At 46.9% G+C, this 20,377-nt stretch carries 17 protein-coding genes; 9 read left to right on the top strand and 8 right to left on the bottom strand.

Translation table 11 applies throughout. The features are described 5' to 3' along the window. The first annotated feature begins 5 nt into the window (after positions 1–5). Entirely contained in the window at positions 6–1,034 is a 1,029-nt protein-coding gene (locus AC1XUF_RS28485; RefSeq protein WP_483345268.1) for an MBL fold metallo-hydrolase, read from the top strand. Between the two features lie 6 nt (positions 1,035–1,040). After that, a complete protein-coding gene (locus AC1XUF_RS28480) occupies positions 1,041–2,408 on the top strand; it encodes an alginate export family protein (protein ID WP_483345267.1) in 1,368 nt (455 codons plus the stop codon). Between the two features lie 181 nt (positions 2,409–2,589). Here the strand turns inward: AC1XUF_RS28480 and AC1XUF_RS28475 are convergent, their stop codons facing one another. Further along, positions 2,590–4,770 (bottom strand): GH92 family glycosyl hydrolase, encoded by a 2,181-nt coding sequence (locus AC1XUF_RS28475; RefSeq protein WP_483345323.1) that lies wholly within the window; start codon positions 4,768–4,770, stop codon positions 2,590–2,592. A gap of 229 nt (positions 4,771–4,999) precedes the next feature. Here AC1XUF_RS28475 and AC1XUF_RS28470 point away from each other — a divergent pair, with 229 nt between their 5' ends. After that, a complete protein-coding gene (locus AC1XUF_RS28470; RefSeq protein WP_483345266.1) occupies positions 5,000–5,293 on the top strand; it encodes a hypothetical protein in 294 nt (97 codons plus the stop codon). Positions 5,294–5,334: 41 nt separating this feature from the next. Here the strand turns inward: AC1XUF_RS28470 and AC1XUF_RS28465 are convergent, their stop codons facing one another. From AC1XUF_RS28465 to AC1XUF_RS28450, 4 genes are all read right to left on the bottom strand, one after another. Then, positions 5,335–6,111 (bottom strand): ABC transporter permease, encoded by a 777-nt coding sequence (locus tag AC1XUF_RS28465; protein WP_483345265.1) that lies wholly within the window; start codon positions 6,109–6,111, stop codon positions 5,335–5,337. Continuing rightward, positions 6,108–7,028 (bottom strand): ABC transporter ATP-binding protein, encoded by a 921-nt coding sequence (locus tag AC1XUF_RS28460; protein WP_483345264.1) that lies wholly within the window; start codon positions 7,026–7,028, stop codon positions 6,108–6,110. The genes AC1XUF_RS28465 and AC1XUF_RS28460 overlap by 4 nt, the downstream gene beginning before the upstream one ends. A 131-nt stretch (positions 7,029–7,159) precedes the next feature. Then, positions 7,160–7,840, bottom strand: a complete 681-nt coding sequence (locus AC1XUF_RS28455) for a LytR/AlgR family response regulator transcription factor (protein ID WP_483345263.1) — start codon at positions 7,838–7,840, stop codon at positions 7,160–7,162. Further along, entirely contained in the window at positions 7,837–8,814 is a 978-nt protein-coding gene (locus AC1XUF_RS28450; protein ID WP_483345262.1) for a sensor histidine kinase, read from the bottom strand. The genes AC1XUF_RS28455 and AC1XUF_RS28450 overlap by 4 nt, the downstream gene beginning before the upstream one ends. Before the next feature lie 485 nt (positions 8,815–9,299). On the opposite strand from AC1XUF_RS28450, the gene AC1XUF_RS28445 reads away from it, so the two are divergent. The 6 genes from AC1XUF_RS28445 to AC1XUF_RS28420 are packed head-to-tail and all read left to right on the top strand — an operon-like array spanning position 9,300 to position 15,547. Then, positions 9,300–9,710, top strand: a complete 411-nt coding sequence (locus tag AC1XUF_RS28445) for a hypothetical protein (RefSeq protein WP_483345261.1) — start codon at positions 9,300–9,302, stop codon at positions 9,708–9,710. A gap of 12 nt (positions 9,711–9,722) precedes the next feature. Further along, positions 9,723–10,751 carry a hypothetical protein gene (locus tag AC1XUF_RS28440; protein WP_483345260.1) on the top strand — a complete coding sequence of 343 codons (1,029 nt, stop codon included), beginning with the start codon at positions 9,723–9,725 and terminating at the stop codon, positions 10,749–10,751. After that, positions 10,738–12,156 carry a glycosyltransferase family 2 protein gene (locus AC1XUF_RS28435; RefSeq protein ID WP_483345259.1) on the top strand — a complete coding sequence of 473 codons (1,419 nt, stop codon included), beginning with the start codon at positions 10,738–10,740 and terminating at the stop codon, positions 12,154–12,156. Before AC1XUF_RS28440 ends, AC1XUF_RS28435 begins: the two co-directional genes overlap by 14 nt. Beyond that, complete coding sequence (locus AC1XUF_RS28430; RefSeq protein WP_483345258.1) at positions 12,153–12,833, top strand: glycosyltransferase family 2 protein; 681 nt, start codon at positions 12,153–12,155, stop codon at positions 12,831–12,833. The genes AC1XUF_RS28435 and AC1XUF_RS28430 overlap by 4 nt, the downstream gene beginning before the upstream one ends. Further along, a complete protein-coding gene (locus AC1XUF_RS28425) occupies positions 12,811–14,472 on the top strand; it encodes an ATP-binding cassette domain-containing protein (RefSeq protein ID WP_483345257.1) in 1,662 nt (553 codons plus the stop codon). The genes AC1XUF_RS28430 and AC1XUF_RS28425 overlap by 23 nt, the downstream gene beginning before the upstream one ends. Beyond that, positions 14,453–15,547, top strand: coding sequence for a nucleotidyltransferase family protein (locus AC1XUF_RS28420; protein ID WP_483345256.1), 1,095 nt, complete (start codon positions 14,453–14,455; stop codon positions 15,545–15,547). The genes AC1XUF_RS28425 and AC1XUF_RS28420 overlap by 20 nt, the downstream gene beginning before the upstream one ends. 44 nt (positions 15,548–15,591) lie before the next feature. Here the strand turns inward: AC1XUF_RS28420 and AC1XUF_RS28415 are convergent, their stop codons facing one another. The 3 genes from AC1XUF_RS28415 to AC1XUF_RS28405 are packed head-to-tail and all read right to left on the bottom strand — an operon-like array spanning position 15,592 to position 20,376. After that, positions 15,592–16,329 carry an SGNH/GDSL hydrolase family protein gene (locus AC1XUF_RS28415; RefSeq protein WP_483345255.1) on the bottom strand — a complete coding sequence of 246 codons (738 nt, stop codon included), beginning with the start codon at positions 16,327–16,329 and terminating at the stop codon, positions 15,592–15,594. 9 nt (positions 16,330–16,338) lie between these two features. Further along, a complete protein-coding gene (locus AC1XUF_RS28410; protein WP_483345254.1) occupies positions 16,339–18,861 on the bottom strand; it encodes a hypothetical protein in 2,523 nt (840 codons plus the stop codon). A gap of 27 nt (positions 18,862–18,888) precedes the next feature. After that, positions 18,889–20,376 (bottom strand): glycoside hydrolase 5 family protein, encoded by a 1,488-nt coding sequence (locus tag AC1XUF_RS28405; protein ID WP_483345253.1) that lies wholly within the window; start codon positions 20,374–20,376, stop codon positions 18,889–18,891. Position 20,377 lies beyond the last annotated feature (1 nt).

Below are 20,377 nucleotides of genomic sequence, written 5' to 3'. Positions count from 1 at the left end.
AATGTATGAAAATGATCAAACTGGCGGCCCGGTCGGCTGTCTTGCAAGCGCTTATCTTGTTGCTTTTGTCCTGCGGCGCGTTTGCCCAGGTACCGCTACCGCCACAAGTCCCGATCTGGGACGCCAACCTGGTGACTTTAAAACTGCATAAGATCACCGAAAATGTCTTCGCGGTGATCCCGGCCACAGCGGAAACAGAGACGACAAAAGGCATCCCGCAGGCCACTACTGCTGGTTTTATAGTGGGTGAAAAAGGCGTTTTACTCATCGAAACTATGATGACGAAGCGGCTGTACGACCAGCTTTTTGCGTTGATCCGAAGTGTAACGCCCAAGCCGATTTTGTATGCCGTTAACACCAGCGACCACGGCGATCATTGTTTTGGAAATTACCTTTTGCCGCCACAAACATTGGTTGTCCAGAATGAATTTTGTAACGAAAACCTGACCAAGAATTACGAGGGCATCAAACAATTTATGGTGGCGCTTTTCGGTACCGGCAGGGGCATCGAAGACACGCGTCTGCGGCCAGCGGACATTGTGGTGCCCAAAAATCAGAACATGAAGATGGATATGGGCAGTGGCCAGGTGGTGGAGCTGATCAATGTGGGCACGGCCCAGTCTCCGGCGGATTTGTTTGTAAAAGTGAATGCAAAGGGCAAAACGATCTGGTGGCTGGGAAATCCGTTTATCGCGGAAAGTCCTGCTATCCCCTGGCTTTTCGACGGCTATTTTCTGGAACCGGTAGACAATCTCAAAAAGATCTATGAGATGATCGGCGACGAGGATGTGGTGGTGCCCGGACACGGACGGGTCACGAATAAGGCGGGCATCAAATACACGATCGACTATGTCTCCGCCCTCAAATCAAACATGGAATCGGCCGTAGAAGAAAACCTGACTTTGGAACAAGCACGGAAAAAAGTCACCATGAAGGAATTCGACAAAGGCTATGTGCTCTTCAACTGGCTGCATGACAATTTCAATATGGCCAATGCCTACAAGGACATTTACGACAGCAAATCCAAACAATAGCCAGCCATGAAACGCATTCTACTTTTGCTTTTTATGCTAGGTTCGCTGCGGGCTGCCGGGCAGTATGTGCCGCTGAAAATGCTGCGTTACGATGAAAATTACGCGGGTTTAAAAACAGATACGACCGAGAACTTTTATCATGAGCTGAAATTCACGCCCTTGTCGAGGAGCCGCAACACCTACATCAGTTTCGGTGGCGACGTCCGCTTTCAGTATTATCACGTGCTCAATGATGAGTGGGGCGAGCAGCCGGATAAGAATTACGGTTATGTTTTTTCGCGCTACCTCGGGCATGCCGATTTTCATTCCGGCGATCATTTTCGGGCATTTCTGGAATTGCAGAGCGGGATGGCGAATGCGAAAGCGAGTACCAGTCCGGCGGATGAAAATCCGCTGGACCTCCACCAGGCCTTTTTTGACCTGAACTTATCTCCCCAGAAAAAGAATAACCTGGTGCTGCGGGTAGGTCGGCAGGAACTATCCTACGGTTCGCAAAGGCTGATATCGGTGCGGGAAGGGCCGAATAACCGCCATGCATTTGACGGGATCAAGGCCATGTTTTCGGGTGTCAATTTCAAAACAGATCTGCTGTACACACATTATGTGGCCTCTAAAAAAGGCGTTTTTGATGATGGGTATAACAAAAATGTGAAGTTCTGGGGAGCCTACACGGTGAGCAACCAGGAGCCTCTGCTCAAAAATGTCGATCTCTATTATTTTGGTTTGGATAAGAAATCAAACAGTTACGACGACGGTAAAGGGAAGGAAATGCGGCATTCGCTTGGGACGAGGATTTGGGGCAGAAATGAGCATTGGCGCTACGACGTTGAGGCCATTTACCAGTTTGGCACTTTTGCTGAGAAAACAATCCGCGCCTGGACAGCCTCCGCCCACATTGATTATGAGCTCGACCATCTGAGATTTGAACCTGAGGTCGGCCTGAAAACCGAGGTGATCAGCGGCGACAGGCACCTGGGCGACGACAAGCTCAATACCTTCAATCCTTTGTTTCCCAGAGGCGGTTACTTCGGTCTGGCAGCATTGATCGGACCTGCGAACCTCGTCGATATTCATCCTTCGGTTAATTTTAATTTTACCAAAAAACTTGCGGTAGACTTTGACTATGACGTTTTCTGGCGGTACAGCAGTGCCGACGGGGTGTATGGTCCCAATGCAATGATGATCTATTCCAGTTCAGACATTTCGGCCAAGTTTATAGGACATCAATATGCCATGGCAGCGGAATATACTACGAATCCCTTCCTGCACTTCGGCTGCGAAATAACCTATTTTGCAACAGGAGAATTTCTTCGAAAAGCCGGGCCGGGCAAGAACCTGTCGTTTCTGTGTCTGACGGCGGAGTTGAAGTTTTGATAATGCTCACAAGTTGATTGAAAAAGTGAGGTCATAAAGTGCTATATGGTCGATGGGTAATATGTTTTAGCCGCCTAAATGATTGGGCGAAACTGCAAAACAGTTTAATCCAATCATTTGGGAATCATGAGTGAACAATGGCAAACATTATTGTAGAAGACCGCTATTCATCTTCGGACAATCAATGCGGGAAATCTTCCTTGTTGACGCCCCAGGTGGCAGATGGCTTATCGCCCATGTAAAGTACCAGTTCTCCGCCAGCCATCATATTGCTATGTCTGATGAAGGATTTGGTATAAGGCTGCCCGTTCAACGTTGCCTTCTGAATGTAAATATTCTTCTTGCTTGCTCCAATTGTTTTAACGACAAAATGCCTTCCGTCGCCCAATGAAAGTTCGGCCTGTTCGGCTATAGGAGTTCCTATTACGTACTCGCCATTAGCAGGATTAACCGGATAAAAACCCAAAGCACTGAAGACATACCATGCGCTTGTCTGTCCGCAATCGTCATTTCCAACCAAACCTTTTGGAATGTTGCGATAAAATGCACGGAGCTGATTTACTCTTTCCGCCGATTTCCAGGGCATACCCACGTAATTGTATAAATAGGAAATATGGTGACAAGGTTCGTTGCCATGCCACATCAATCCTATATAACCATCATATTGAAAAATGGTTTGGTTGTCGCGAGGTGTCAGGGTGAATAATGAATCCAGTTTTTGAGTGAATTTTTCCCCGGTCCCAAACATCCTGATCAGCCCGTGCACATCGTGGGGGACATACCAGGTGAACTGCCACGCATTTCCTTCCGCAAATGCCGGAATGTTGTCAAATGATTCTTTGTAGGGGTCAAACGGCGTTATCCACTTTCCCGAAGCATCCTTGGGCCTTACAAACAGTGTCTGGGAGTCAAATACATTTTTCCAATTTTCGCTGCGTTCTGTAAATAATTGATAGTCCGGCTCCTTTCCCAACAGCTTCGCTACTTGGGCAATGCACCAATCATCAAAAGCGTATTCCAAAGTAGAAGTTACGCTGCCACCGTCCTTTTCGAACGGTACGTAACCTAATTTTCTATACCAGTCGGTACCCCGGATATTTTGATTCGCACTGGCTTTCATCGCTTCAAATGCTTCTTCATAGTCAAAGCCTTTGAATCCTTTCAGCATGGCATCCGCTATAACGGCTACCGCATGATAGCCTTTCATGGTGTTGGTTTCCGCAAAATATAAGTCCCAAACCGGCAACAGCCCATATTGCCTGTAAAAAGTAAGGAGAGAGTTGATCATATCCGGAATGCGCTCTGCCTGTGTGATCGTTAATAGGGGATTGGCCGCCCGGTACGTATCCCAAAGCGAATGAATGGTGTAAATATTTTTTCCACTCACAACCGTCTGTTTGTCGATACCCCGGTAGTTATGTAAGGCATCGTCGATCCGGACCGGAGCAAGGTAGGTATGATAAAGTGCGGTGTAGAATATGGTTTTGAAATTTTCGTCACCCGACGTAATTTTTATCTTTTGTAATTCCCGCTCCCAGGTGTTTTCAGCTTCTAATCTAACCGCATCAAAATTCCAGTTTCCTGTTTCTTTTAGCCCTGCCAAAGCTCCTTCGATATTGGCGGTACTTAAGGCGACCTTTAGCAACACCTGCTCACCTTTGGATGTCGGAAAAACCAGGCAAGCTTTTATGTCTCGACCCGTGAGTTCATTTTCTGATTTTGCAAGGCTGCCATCCTTAAAAATCGCAGTCTGCCCGACCGGCTTGTTGAGCCTGATTGCAAAAAAAACGTGTCGGTCTTTGGAAAATGAAGATTTGGAAATTCTGTATCCTACAAATGTGGTGTCGTCAACTTTTTTTAACTGACAACCCGTGGTAACCTCATCCCCTGCACCATAGGTCAAGTCTACTCGGATAACCGATTTTTGACTTTTGGGAAAGGTGTAGCGGTGGAAGCCGGATCTTTGGGTAGCTGTTAATTCGGCCTTAATCCCGAAACTTTTCAACATCACCGAATAGTAGCCCGGACTTGCCTTTTCTTCCTGATGTGAGATGCTGCTCCTGATATCATCTGCAGATGGATTCACCCCGACCATCGGTAAAACCGAAATATCCCCCAAAGCGGGTCTGCCGGTACCACTCAGATGCGTATGGCTAAAACCCTTGATCCTATTTTTGGTATAGGAGTAACCGGAACAATATCCTTCATACTTGTCCTTTTCCGTCAGGCCGTTATCGGGGCTAAGTTGTATCATGCCAAATGGGAGGGTCGCACCGGGGTAGGCGTTACCTTCAAAAACAGTTCCGATAAAAGGGTTCACATATTTGATTAACCGAACCTGGCAGAAACAGGTACCCGCCATAAAAAATGCAGAAACGAAGACCCCAAACGTCTTTAACATGGCATTAGCGAAGAAAATATTGAACAGGCAATTCTATCTAAGTGAGACTGGGCAATATACGAAGAACGCAATTATTTGATCAATGAAAAAACAGCCTGTTTGGGGATGAATAGTGCTTATTTCGTTCCCCGTTGGCGCTGCATGATAAATTTCTGGCCGCGTCGCCGCTGGCGATGAAGTACAGAGTGCTTTGAAGGATAAGTTAAACGCATTACTGCCGACTATCCTGACGCTGGCAAGCGAGATGGAAGAATTTGCAAAACAGCCTCGTTGTTTATATGTCGAAATCAGCGTGAATCTCCCGAATGTCAGCAAGAAACAATGGGTCCCTGGCCGCCATTTTCATTGCACCCGTTTTCTGAGATTTGAAATCGATCTGATCATTAACATATACCGTCACCTCTTTTTTATCACGGAAATCAGGTGGGAGAGTCAGGATTATAAGATTGTTTTTGACCGGCAAAACAATCTTAATAAGTCATAGCGAAGAATTTTCAAGAAGGTGCGAAATTTCAGATTTACAGGCTACCCCCTCTCCTTCAACCTCCTGATATCCAGAAACCCAGCCACCAGCACAATCGGAAATGCCACAGCAGCACTGATCATCACCGCCTGTAGCCGGGCTGGTTCTTTGGCAGGATCGAGAAAAAACAGAAACGTGGAATAGATATAGGGATAGTAAATAATGTGTTCCCAGTCCATCAGGATAATGCCTGTGATCCAGAGCCCGATACCGATCCCCAGCGGGACAACGAAGTTGCGGAACCGCAGGCTGAGCCAGTACTGGATGACCGAGACGGCCAGGACGCCGAGGTAGATTTTGCAGGTGAGCGTGAAAAGAATGTCCCAAGGGATCCGTTCAAAGCACATCGGGTATTTGGGATTTGCGAGGTTTACCGCCAGCCCGGAGAGGACGACGAAGACATCGAACAAAATCATATACATCACCATCAGGGTTTGTATCACAATGTATTTGGAGCAAAAAATATCCGCGAAGGTCCGCGGTGTCGTGTAAACCTGTTTCCAGGTATTGTTGCGGAATTCGATTTGCACGATCAGGTTGGAGATCAGGATCATGTACATGGGGAGGATCACTGCTGCTACGTTTTTCCAGCAAAACCTGAAAAAGGTGACCCAGCCATCGGCCTGGAATTTGGGAAGCATAATATCCGGTCTCTGGTTAAGGATCAGGAAGTTGATGGCGGGAACGAAAACCGCTGCGCCCCATGTGAGCCAGTAGGCAAATGACCTTTTGCTTTTCAGGAACTCGGCCCGTGTATTGGAGAAAAATGGGATTGTCATGGTTGTTTTTCGGAAAGGATTTGGAGAAAGAGGTCTTCCAGGTCATTTTTCAGCAGGCCGAGCCGGTACACTTGAATGCCGGCCTGGACCAGCATCTGGTTGATCTCAGCAATCTGATTTTCATTGACATACCTGAATTTGATCACATTGTCATTTTTCCGGGTAAGCGTAAACTGCCGGCCCAGCACTTCCAGCGCCAATGTCGGGTCACTTACTTTGATCTCGGCGTAGGCGTGTATCGTTTTCAAAAGGTGCAGCGCATCCAGCGTCCCCTGGAACAGCAGTTTTCCGTGGTCGATAATCCCGACATGCGTGGCGATTTTTTCGATTTCGGCCAATAAGTGGCTTGATATCAGGATCGTTTTGCCTTGCTGCTGGTTGAGCTTGCGCAACAGGTCGCGGATTTCGATGATGCCGTTCGGGTCAAGCCCATTGGTTGGCTCGTCGAGGATCAGCAGTTCTGGGTCGTGGAGCAACGCGATACCAATCGCCAGCCTTTGTTTCATACCCAGCGAGTAGGCCCTGGCTTTTTTGTTTGCAGCGTCGGTCAGTCCCACAATGTCGAGCACTTCTTTGACCCTGTTTTTGCTGCATCCATAAGTGAGCCGGAACACTTCCAGGTTTTCCCGGCCGGTCAGGTGAAGGTAGAGCGAAGGTTGCTCGATGAGCGTGCCTATCTTTTTCAAAAGCCCGATGCGGTTGGTTTTGAAATCAATTCCAAAGAGTTTGAAATCGATATTTTCCTCCCTGAGCAGACCCAGTATGATCCGGAGCGTGGTGGTTTTTCCGGCTCCGTTTGGCCCGAGAAAACCGTAAATGCTGCCCTGCGGCACGGCCAGGTTTACATCTGTGAGAATGTTTTCCCCCGGTCTAAAACTGAAATTCAGATGGTTGGTTTCGATGATTGACTGTTGCATATGCTTGATTTTGAACCAAAGAAACAGGTGCGGTAACAGACGCAGAAATAAAATCACCAATGACCGGATTCTGACTGCAAACGGGCAAAAATGGGAGGTTAAATCAGAGGGGTTTTAATGTTTGCGGCGTATCAGCCAATCCTTTTGAAAAGTTCTTCACGGAACAAATCACCAATCGGGATTTTAATTTTGCCGATAAAAATAACATTGCGCTCAATACTGGTAATCTTGTTTAATGCAACGATAAAGGAGCGGTGCACCCTGAGAAAATTGGACGCCGGGAGTTTATCCAACAATGCCGTCAGCGTTTGCAGTGTGTCGATATGCTGCTGACTTGTATGTAGCGCCACGTAATCTTTTTTGCCTTCGATATAAAGAATGTCGTCATAATCGACCCGCAGAACCCGGTATTCGGATTTGATGAAAAGGTAATCCGGGCTTTCCGGCAGGGCCATTTTTTGTAACCTGGCCTGGGCTTTTTGCACGGCTTTCAAAAATCTTTCAAAACCAATGGGTTTGAGCAGATAATCGACCACGTCGGCCTCAAATCCTTCGAGGGCAAATTGAGAAAAAGCGGTGGTAAGGATCACCAGAGGCGGTTTGGCAAGAGCGGAAATAAAGTGAAGACCGTTGATCTCGGGCATAGAAATGTCCAGAAAAAGCAGGTCGATCTCGCCGGTCTGGATCGCCGGGATCGCTTCCAGCGCGTTCGTGAATGTAGCCGACATGTGCAGGAAGGGCGTTTTTTGCACATAATTTTCAATGACTTCCAGCGCCAGGTATTCGTCGTCGATGGCAATGCATTTGATCATGGCTGCGGGTGGAGCTTTAAGGTCAGGTTGGCGGTAAAGGTTTCTCCGGTTTTGTTTAAAACCAGCTTATAGTCTCTCTTGTAAAGCAAATCGAGTCTCCGGCGAAGATTTTGCAGGCCTACGCCGCCCGGCATAGCTTCCAGGGACTTACGGATTTTATTGCTGAGTCCGACTTGTATGTAGTCTGTGGAAATATCAAACCTGATCATGATTGGGTAAGTCCCATGCTTGAAAACGTTTTCGATCAACGGAAGGAATAACAAGGGCGGAATGCTCGCTTGCTCCGTGTTCCCGTTTACCGACAGGCTAATCCCTTCCCCGGTTTTATTCCGCAGTTCATGCAAGGAAATGTAGGTTTCAATGATCTCAATTTCCTTGGACAAGGCTATCCGTTCATCATTGGTTTCATACAGCAGGTACCGCATGATCGACGAAATCTGTAATATCTTGTCCGGCGTATCGTCGGATTTTTTCAGCGCTAATGCGTACAGGTTGTTCAAAGCATTGAATAGAAAATGCGGGTTGATCTGCGCTTTCAGGAAAGACAACTCGGTTTTGAGCTGCTCGTTTTCCTGTTCCTTTTCCGATTTCATTTTTGCATACCAATCACTGCTGAACCGGACGATCACCGCAAGGATTACAAACCAACCGACATTGATAAACCGCGTTAAAACAGTCCCAAAGCTCAGATATTGATGGATTGCTGCGATCAATAGGGCCAGGCCGATCATCGTGACAATGTTATATGCCGAGAATTTCAGGAGATGGGTCCGTACGAGAAGTTTTGGGATCAGAATGGCGTAATTGAGATAAAAGATCAGGCCGTTTGCCAAAATGATCGGTCCGTAGTGAAGCAGGAAACCATCGAAAGTAAAACGCGACGCATTTCCATTCACAACGAGGGTCAGATAGATGAGCCACGCGAGGATGTGCAATACGGCCGGCAGGTATTTTTCAATTTTCTGTGCGTTCATCAACGGGCCTTTATCTCAATGAAACACGATGATACGCATATACGGGTTGATTTGAAAAAAATCTGGTCAACAGGCCCTGGGAAGCCGTCAACCGGACTTTTACATCGACACAAAAAAGAGGAGGTACTGGTTATTTTGTGTTTCACAAACCTGCGGACGTACCCTGGCGTATCTTTTCGAAACAAAAGCATCGCCCTTGAGACCTCGATCTGGTGCCAGATGCCTTCCTACCCGCATGCCAGCCTCAGGCCGCCGGAGCGTAGTGGTGCGCAGGAAAATTGCTGGTGAGATGAAGCCCCTGAGGATGATATTATGAAGAGCGAATGAGATTTTATGCAAAGGTAAAGCACGACAGAAATTTTGATTTGATACTTTCATGAACTTTATTACGAATCTATTATATTGTAGGCTATGTTTTAAATGGAAGTTTGAAACTGATTGCCGCTAGTTGCGTAACCCCCAAGTTCCTCTTAACGTTAGATAAAATGTACTTTTTAAACCCGCGTCTTGCTGCCGATATTTTTGACGGCGAGTATATCATTGCCAACTTAGATACTGGTCTTTACTATAGTGTCCAGGGTGCGGCCGTCGCCCTTCTCCGCTCTCTTCCATTTCCTACTGAGAGTCAGGTTATTTCTGTTTTTCTGAATGCATTTCCGGAAAGTGCCGAAGTGATTAAGGAAGAATTGACTTCCATTTTTAAGGATTTGGTAAGTCAGGACATTGTCAGGCAGGAGGAAGGGATACTGTTGGAAAACGGCCCTGAATGTGTAGCTCCGGACGCGTACGTACCTGGTCGGTTTAATCGTTACGCAGACATGCAGGATCTGCTGCTGTTAGATCCCATCCATGATGTGGATGAAAACGGGTGGACGGTTCAAAGCAATAATAGCTAAATTTTAGTTGCTTTGGATTTAGGTACTTACTTCAACAATGTTCTGTCATTGTTTGACTCCGTTGCTTCCGTGTATGTGGATCAGTTAAAGCTGGCCAATCGGACTGTTCATCTATGTACACCTTCCCTGGCCTTGCGAGAACGGTTTTTGCCCGCGCTAGCGCATCTTATCGATTCAAAAGAGGAGGGTAACCCCGCATTGACGATATGGTATGCGGACGATCCCTCTCTTGCGCATCCCATGAAGGCCCCCCCGTTGGATGGCTTTAATGCGCAGGGATATCATCCTGATCTTGATCAGGATGATATCCAAATTTTTTTTCAACCCTGGCAAACCCAGATATTTCTATACTCCCGGAGTAAATCCATTGGTATTTACTGGGTACAAAAGACGGAACAGGTTCCCTGGTGGGAATGTACCTTTTCTTTTCGCGCATTATTTCATTTATGGACCAGAGATCTCCCTGCCCAACTGGTACATGCAGGCACGATGGCTAAAAACGGCCGGGGGATATTGATCCCCGGGCAAAGCGGTTCAGGGAAATCCACCTCTTGTCTCAATTTGCTTCGTGCGGGTTATGATTATCTGGGCGATGATTACGTATGGGTTGAGCTGGCAGGGGAAGTGAAAGTTTATACACTCTATCAAACGGCAAAAGTTGAGCCGGATAATTTCCAGGCAAGATTCCCGGAGTGGGGACCTTTTCTTCGAAATCAAGCAGACTACAAGGAGCAAAAGGCTATTTTTCATATAACTGACATTTATCCGGAAGCGGGAATTTTAGTTTCTCCCATTAGGGCGATCTTGTTGCCCAGTGTTGCGCATCAGGAATATACACGTTTTGAAAAAGCTGGTACTACGCAGGCTCTGATGGCGATGGCTCCAACCACGCTTCATCATTTACCCCATCATCGGACAAATTCCTACCAGAAACTGGTAAAAATAGCCTCTTTGTTGCCGAGCTATCATTGGCATTTAGGTAGTAACCGAAGTCAGTTTGTTGAATCATTTGATCATTTTTTAACACATGAACTGCCCTAAAATCAGTGTCATTATACCTACGCACAATAATGGGGCTGAATTAAGAAGAGCGATCGAAAGTATCCTCGCACAGGACGCCTTGGCCGCACAAAATTGTACGGTTGAAGTGCTTATCGTAAACGACGCTTCTGACGCGAAATTCCAGGACCAATTGACTCAATTGACGCTTGATTTTGAAGAATGCAGATTGTTAAATACTCCGGTGCAATCGGGGCCGGCTGCCGCAAGAAACGTGGGTATAGGTGCTGCCGATGGAGCGCTTATTGGGTTTTTAGATGCTGATGATGAATGGCCACTTAATAAGGTGAGTATTTTGTTGCCTTATTTCGGGGATAATCGTATGGATGTCGCAGCCGGGAAAATTCAGTATCTACTTGAGGAAGGTCAACCCGAATTGAATATGAAATTCGAGGATGAGCGAAACCGCATTACCCATGTCCATTTGGGTACGTTGCTGGCCAGGAAATCTATATTTGAGAATGATCTTTTGTTTGATGAAACATTGACATTCAGTGAAGATGTAGACTGGTGGTTTAGGTTAAGGGAGAAAGAAATCAACATTGTAATTGACGAGGCAACCACATTATATTACCATGTTCATGGAAACAATATGTCGGTGAACAAAAATATCGGGGAATTACAATTATTGAAAATATTTCACAAATCAATAAAAAGAAGGAAGGCAAATCAATCCAGTCAATTTATGCCGCAGATTTCAGATTTCAGAGTGGATCAGCCGGACCCGCTGATCAGCATTATCCTGCCGCTTTATAATGGAAAGGACCTTGTTAAGAAATCCATTGATGGCGTTTTGAACCAGACATTTATCAATTGGGAATTAATTGTCGTTGACGACGGATCTGAGGATGACGGAGCAGCGTACATTGAAAGCAATTATCCAAAAGTGAAGATAATCCGTCAGCAAAACGCCGGAGTGGCCGCTTCCAGAAATACCGGTGTAAAGCATGCGAACGGGGATGTTGTCGCTTTTTTAGATCAGGATGACGAATGGGCTCCTTCTAAATTGCGAGATCAATGGGACCTGTTGAAAAAGGACCCTTATTGTTCTTTTGTTACTTGCAATCAACAGTTTATCTGTAATGAAGGAGTGAGTTTGCCGGCCAATTTCAGTGAAAAATTATTCGAAGAGCACCGTTCCCTGGTTCCAAGTGCTTTACTGATCAGGAAACAAGCTTTACTGAGCGTCAATATGTTTGATCAATCCTTGCAGGTAAGTAGTGATTTTGATTTGATACGCAAGCTACGGTTAGCCAATTGCAGGGAAGCCAATGTAGAGAAATTGTTATTAAAGAAATGGTATCATGGAGAGAATGCCAGCTTAAATAAAACCCTGATGAAAAAAGAGATTCTGGGTCTGTTGCACCGTCAAATTAAAGGGCGATGAAAAGTGCCGAAATAGATGTGATTATCGCCGTTTACAATGGTGAAAAATTTATTAAAGAGGCGATCACTTCCGTACAAAACCAAACCTGGAAAGATCTCAATATCATTGTCGCGGATGACGGTTCAACGGATCAAACGCGAGGGATAGTCAACGAATTGTCCGAATCCGACAACCGCATCAGCTTGCTGAGTCTTTCCCATCAGGGTGTTTCTGCGACATTGAATGCCGCCATAGCATATTCATCTGCGCCGTACATTGCATTTCTGGATGCGGATGATTTGTGGGATGCCAATAAGCTCGCCATACAAATGGAGGCTTTGGTAAATAGCGGCAATGAAGTTTGTTTATGTTTGATTCAGGAATTTGAAACTTTACCGGAGGATCTTGTCCAATCCTACCGTGCCCGAATGGAGCCTATGAAAGGGTTTATAAAAACTGCCTTTTTAGGGAAACGGTCTATTTTTACGCGATTCGGATTATTTGACGAAACTGTATCCATCGGGGATTTTGTGGATTGGTTTGGTCGTATCGTAAGAGCGGAGGTGCCTGTGATGATGCTCGATCAGGTGTTGGCTTTCCGCAGGATTCATGAAAATAACACCACCCGGAATATCTCCAAGAATGTATTTTTGAAGCTTTTAAAAACGCACTTGGATGCAAAGAGAAAAGATCCCTGACGTGAATCGCCTGAAATTTGATCACCCATTTAAATTTTGGATTTTCTTTTTAAAGTCCGTGCCCATACAACCTGTCGTTGGGTCATTTTTCCTGGGTGGGTTCCGTATACTTGCCTCGGCAGTCTGGCCCATATTTTTGTATCAGTCTTTAAAACAAATCGGAAGTTCCTCTGGTACGGATATTCTCACGCATGTGATAGCAGTGGTACTCATGCTGTTGGTCGCGGCCATTTGCCATCATTTTCAATCGAAAATAAACATTGCGATCTTAAGTGAGTTTACGGTTGACTTAAGCAGCCGGATCTGGAAGAAAATGAATGCACTTGATTGGCTGACTTTCCATGGGAAAAATCGCGTTTATTATTTTGACATGCTGCTCATTGAAACCTGGCGGGTTAGGTCTGGGCTGGTAACTATTTTAGAATCAATAGTTGTCAACGTTTTCATCGCAGGTATTTTAAGCATCTTTATTGGTTTTGTAAGTTTACCGTTATTTTTTGTCTGCCTGGCGGGGTTGGTAATCATGGGTTCGGTTCATATACTTGCAACCGTTCAAACCAGGCCTTATCTGAAGCAGTTTCACGAAGCCTGGCGGGTGCAGCATCATTGGATTGCAAAATGCGTGGATCAGTTTGATCTGCTTAAAATGGATCGGGCCTATGCAGAGTCGTCCCAGGCGCACCAGAAAAACACTGGCGAGTTTGTGGCCGTCAATAGTCATTTATTATTAACGCAGGCCCGGTGGAGGAATATCAATCAGTTCGTTGCGAATATGGTCCGCATTGCTGTATTTATGATTGGGATCTATTGGGTGAAAGTGGGATTCATTGGTTTGGACGGCCTGCTGTTGACCCTGTTAATTGTGAGTATCGTACAGGGAAACATTACCCAGGTCACCGGCGGGATGACCCATGTAATGGAAGCGCATGAGTCCCTGAAAACGATCACTCTGTTTTTGGGTTTAAAGGAAGAAACACTGGGTGATCCTGATTCTGAGAGGGAATTTCCGATTGTAACAAAGATTTCCATTCGCGATCTATCCTATGGTTATCAAGACTCGCTTGTAGTCGAAAATGTTGATTTAGATCTGCGCGCTGGTCATATATATCTTTGGCGCGGTGCCAATGGAAGTGGTAAAACAACGGTTGCGCACATTTTGCTTGGATTGATTGCGCCTGTGCAGGGAACTTTAAAAATCAATGATCGAGCCGCCGACTGGGCCACACTGAAATCGTTGCGAAAGCGCTTTGCCTACCTGAACCAGGACTCACCCATTTTTATGGGTGATATCAGAGAAAACGCTTTATTCGGACATCCGGAGCCTCAGCAGGCATGGGAAAGGCTACAAACCAGCTGGCTGTACAGGCTATTGCCCGGGCAACACCACAACGGAGCACGAAAAGTCGGCGAAAGGGGAGAAGGCCTTTCGGGAGGAGAGTCGAAACGCATTGCGTTGATACGGGAACTGCTTCGATCATCAGAAATACTGATTCTGGATGAGCCCCTGAATCACCTGGACGAGTATGTTATTCAGGAGATCGAGCGTGAAATTGTGAGTATAAAGGCTGAAACAATTGTTATTATTATTAGTCATCAATCAGGTTTCGAGGACGTAGCAGATGAAATCACAGACTTTTGAAACGGTAGATAACCTTACATCCATTCAGCTTTTAATGGTAAAGGCATGTTTGTCGAAAAACAAAGATGAGCGTGAATTTATCGTGCGTTTATGGGAAAAGCAGGTCGTGATGGATGAACTGGATTATAGTTGTTTTCGTCTCCTGCCGCTTTTCTATCACGGCAATGAGCAATGTGGCATTGCTACCAGGCATGACAACCGACTGAAAATCGTATACAAGTACTGGTGGCTAAAAAATCAGCACTTATCCAACCAGCTGAAGCTAATACATAGCGCCTTATCTGCTTCGGGCATTGAAAGTGTTGTAATCAAAGGCGCTTCCCTCAAGACGTATTACGATCTTGGCGAACTCAGACCTATGGCAGATTTCGACCTGCTGATCCATCCTTCAGATTTGGACAGGGCACTGAACGTAATCAAAGCACACCATTTTAACATCAGCGAAAAGTCAGCTCTTTATTTCGAGAGGAGAAGGGATGTTTATCAGTATTTCCATCATGCTGTTTCTTGTATTCATACCCAGAATGACAGTCAGTTGGATTTGCACTGGCGTATAGGTTCACGCTGTTCCCTTTCATTTACCAATGACTTATGGAATCATTTGGACGATTATACACTTATCCCGAATGCAAAAAAGCCGCAATTGGCGTACGAAATATTTATGCTGGTGATTCACGCCGTAGAGGCCAAAAATCGGGATAATCTCAACTGGATTATTGATGCTGCCATGATCAACAGGGCGGTAACCGGCACCTACTGGCAGGAAGCCAGAGAGTTGGCCGTAGCGGAGAAAAAGGCTGATCTCTTTGATTACGGTTGTTCGTTGCTAATCAGTTTAGGTATTGATGTTCCCGATCCGGGAGAAGTTAAGGAGCCTTTAGGCGTAGTTCGAAATATCCTGGCAAATAGGAGGGATCTTGGCTACGGAAAAATGCTAAGATTCGGATTTCATAACCAGCGGCTATTCGTCAATCTCATGTTCCCTCATGCGAACCATTTCGTCAAAATTTTCCAATTCGGTAAGAGTCTGTATTACAAGTATGTACTCATAAGAAATGGCTATTTTCGGGGATGAGTTTCCGTTTTACCAGGGATTTGATCGGCTAATCGCGATTTGTGCTAAAAGTAAGGTTTCAGCGTCTCCACGATCACCATATGCCCGGCTTCATTGGGGTGATTGACGGACGCCATGTGTTCTTTGAGCCTTCCTTCCTTGATTATTTTCTGAAACACCACATAAGGGTCCGCCAGACCGGTACGGTATTGTTTGGCCAAAGCCCTGATCTGCTGAACATACGGGTCCAATGGATTCGACGGGTCGGAAATATCGATACGCTGGTCGGGCGAAGGGGTCAGCAAGATCACAGGAATGTTTTTCGCCTGTGCCAGCTGGATCATTTTCTCCGTCGCAGCTTTCACATCATCTATCTTGCCAAACCGGTCGTTCAGCGCATAGTCTATGAAAAGTACGTCCGGGTTATGGATCAGCGCATCTTTTTCAAGCCGCGCCGCGCCGCTCACGGATCCTTCGCCGCCAATGGCCGTCACAATCACATTGATCACCGCATATGGATATTTGTTTTTAAGTTCTTTGAGTAAAAGATTGGGATAGGATTGCAACGTATGCACCTCCCGGTTTTCCCAATAACCCGACGGCACCGAATGCCCGTGAAATACCAGGTTGATCCTGCGGTTTTTTGGAAAAACGGCGGATAGATCCTTTTTGATTTGAGAGAGATAAGTGGTATCCGCGATTTGGGCGCTGACTGTGAATGGGAAAATGACCATCCATACAAAAGCTTTGGCTACGCTCAATACATTCATTTTCAATATGGTATTAAAAGTTATTTTCATCATTTTTTTCGTTTACCAGGATACGGTGAGGCTACCTGTCATATGCTCAACCACAAAATGTTTCCCCCACTTCTCGTCGCCTTGTTTGGCCGCGATCTTCCCGGTTTTCCAGGGATAACCTGCATTGAGATAGGCGTTGAATTTTTCCAATGATATGCCGTCACCTGCATAGATCCGGACCGTGGCGTTTTTTAAACCTGTAACCTGGAAGCGTTTGTTAATGTCTTTCTGGCCCGAGTGAAGCTCTTTATAAGAAACAATTCCGTCGTTTTGTTCCACAAAAATCCTGGATTCCCGATTCCAGGAAGTAGGTAATGTGTAAACAGCATTCCCCTGGTCCAGCTTGGTTTCCAATCCCAGAAGCAAGGGAGCGCCTTGCGGGAATTTGAAACGGTGCGTGATTGTACTGTTGGGATTGTAGCCGGAAAAAATGAACGCATTGTTGCTCCTGGAAATCGTCAGCACAGGGTTTTTGACGGATGGATCATCTTTTTCGATGACACAGTCCAACCCGAATTCGGCCAATGCATAACGCAGCAAAAGCGGGCCTGTGAAAAGTTTGGATGGATCATCCGGGTTGAGCAGCTTGCCTCCATTGAACCTGCTTGAATTGGTGCCCCTCACATACACGGCCTTTCCGCCCTTCCACTCTGCCAGTTCCCGCACCCAGGCAACATCCCGCGATTGCCCTCCCTGCACCATCTGCGCCAGCGGTTTTGTGTTTCTATCCTGACGATTACCGATTTGAGTGGCAATGCCGCCACCTGAAAACAAAGCGTTGTGATGAACCGTACTTGGATATTTGGTTGAGAGGATATCCCCGGCATAGCGGGTAGCTACCTGAAAATCACCTTCCAGCGCCGTGGTGTTTTTAAGGTTCAGCAAGTCAAGAAATGCTTGTCCCGCGTGATCGGCCGGGCCATATACCATCATTTTACCACCCGATTGAACAAAAGCGATCAGCGATTTTTCCATCTCCGAACCCGGATCGGGCACGGTGGTCACCAGGACCGATTCCTTGAAAAACGACGGTTTATTTTTGATCACACTTTGAAAAGAACCTGTGGAAATCACGGTGTTCAGGGGAAACCCATTGTTGATCGCCTGCCGGATCAGCCAGTCGCCGTAATAGATTTCGGGCAGCCGGTCCTTGAATTTGTAGGCCCAATCGTGGTATTCGTCAAACGGGTAAACCCAAACCAGCGGGCCGGGTGCCGTGGGGGCATCGTACCGGGCTTTGAGGATATGCGGCGTCACCTCGTCGGGTACCTGCGTGGGCATGTCTCCATGCGTGTCGTCGATGCTGAGGAAGCTGAGATGCGACGGGATCTTCACTTCGCCTTTTCGATTGATCCGCGAAACCGACATAGGCAAATAAATGTCGTGCGCTTCCCGGCCGTAGCGATCCAGCCAGGGACTGTTGAGCCACCAGGGATCGTGGGTGTAAAACCTGAAAAGGAACCGTTCATCGGGCAATTCGGCCATGCGGGACATATAACCCACCATTTCCAGGCCGAAGTCCCCGTCCAATGCGGCCCAGGGCGAATTAGGCGGCGGAAGGATATTTTTGTCTTTGTAAATCGCTTTCAGATTCACGCCGTCCCGCGCCAGGTCCGATCCTGCCGAGAGGTTGGTACCCCTAGTCTGAATCTGCACATCCGGGTTTTCTGCACGGAAAAACTTCCAGAAATCGGCGATTTTCGACTTGGTTTCTTCCAGTTTGGCCTGGTCAAACCCTTTCCCATCGAAAATAGCGCCGGTCGACGACCAGCCTTCAACACCGTACCCAAATCCATTGCTGAGCCAGATGAAATCGAAACCCATATCCTTCAAAAAGTGCTTGCTCTGTCGTCCCAGGAACGTTCCGAACGGCGTATTGGCCGGAATTCCTTTGGGAAAACCGGCATAAGATTCACTGTCGGCATTCAGTACCGAGTAGCAGCTGACCATCGTATGATGGCCCATTGCACTCCCGCCGAGTATCTCGCGGTGTTTTTGATATTTAAAATCGGATTTTGCAAACTCGGGGCCGGGGTCGAAAGTCTCGCCGACGCGGATCGGCTTGCCGGTCGCTTTCGCGCCTTCTTCTTTCAAAGTTTGCACAATGAATTTCAGATCGCCGTAAGTGAATTTGGGCGGATTGTCGAGGTACAGGTATGCGCGTTCATGGATCGACAGTTCCTTGGGGCCGGAGTTTACGGCGTGCTCCGTGTTGGGGTTGCCCATATACTGTGCCCATTCTAGCGGCTGATCGGGGGAACCCTTGTAATCCAGGATTTCGGAGCCGTCGCTGGTCCAGAGCATCACCGAAACGGTATCGGTATGGCGCAGCATGGAATGCCATTGGACGAACATTTCTCTGGCGACCTTCCGGATGTAGTCCTTATCGTTTTTCTTGAAAGGCTTTAAAGAAACTTCCAGCGTGATGTTATTGAAATTCTTGCCTTTGAGCGTCCCCAGTTCATTTTGCGCCACCAGCTGGATCGAAAACGCAAGCATATACAGCAGGCTCAACAATGCGTATTTTACTTTCATAAGTTCAGGAATAGACTAAGCGAAAATTTACTGGTTTAAACTGGTATAAATGGCGACTCCGCGGGCCGGAATTTCATCCTGAAATCCGTCCGAAGACTTATTGAATTTTTTGTCGAAATGTAGGATATTAAGGTCTTTGGGCACCACGATCTTGCCCGGATCGTACATGCACCGGTTCAATGTTGCATGCACTTCTTTTGAAAACTGAACTGAAAATTTCCTCGAATGATGCGCGCTGTTGACGACCATTACGGATATTTCTTTTCCCAATGGCTGTGTGGCGACAACGTAGAGACTATCAGCGGACTTCGTCTTAAATGTGCTGGTTTCCGTTCGCCCGCCGAGGTATTTGCTCATCATACTGAACGCATACCAGGACGGATACGGCTCGCCTGGGTGGGTCACATTGTCCTGAAAAGATCTGGTGAGTCCCCAGCGGTGCACGCCATTGTAAAAACTGTCCTTATTGGTCGTTCTGGAGGCAGGGTATTTTTGATCGAATAGTATCCATAGCAGCGAAGTCTGTGCTCCCGAATGGATGAAAGCCGCGACGCATTGAGCGAGGTAATTACCGTAATCCGGCCTGAAACGCATGGTTTCATCCGGCTTGCTGGCCCCGTATTCATCGATCCAGAAAGGCTTTCCGGTACGTTTGATCTTTTCCTTTCCTACCTCGGCAATCTGTTTCCAGCCGTCGTACTCCAAAGGCGGGTTGGTGTTGAACTGCTTTCCATTGTAACTATGCCAACTATAGATATCGATGACGTCGTTCATCCGGCCCGCCGCCCAGCCGACGTAGGCAGCAGTATCGGTGCTGCCGCTATTGGGACCGATGAGCTTTACCGCCGCGCGAAGATGGGACTGCGTCAACCGGCTGTGAATTTCGGTGCACACTTTGTCGTAATAATCTGGTTCCGTAAATCCGTCAGGGATCGTTCCGGACCTGTAATTCAATGGCTCCGTAAAAAGAACCAGGTATTTGATGTTGGTATAACCCCTTACTTTAACCAACTGATAAACAGATTCATTGACCCACTCGGCATACCGCGCCGGATCTTTCGCCGGATCCGGCGCGGTATGCTCGGCGGGGACTTTCGTATTGTGGTAAGTATCCCGGGTAAACCACCAGCCCGCCTGCAAAGCAACGTCCACATTCAGTTCCTTCATTTTATCCAGCCAGGAATAGAACGACTTCATCCGTTTTGACTCCCAATTAAAATCATTGTACAGATCGGGGCCGCAAGCCCAGTCGGGCCGGTACCAGGTACGGGCTATTTTGAGGTCCATCGCCTTTACCCGCCCAAACTCCACCTCCCGCTGCTCCTTCGTCATCGGCGCAATATCCGTGTCCTCCATCAAGGCGAACCCGTGATATACCCCGTTCACGCCCAGAAAATCATTCGACAAAATCGAATCATTATAAACCCGCAAACGCGTTTCCCGGGCAATCGGGGAGGCTTTTTCCCGGAATCCGGGGAGAAGCAGAATGGCAAGAAAAGGGAGTAATATTTTCATG

Source organism: Dyadobacter sp. HNCC25DJ185 (genome assembly GCF_056895195.1).
Note: the sequence above shows the minus strand (reverse complement) of the source record. Positions and strands in the feature narration are given on the sequence as shown.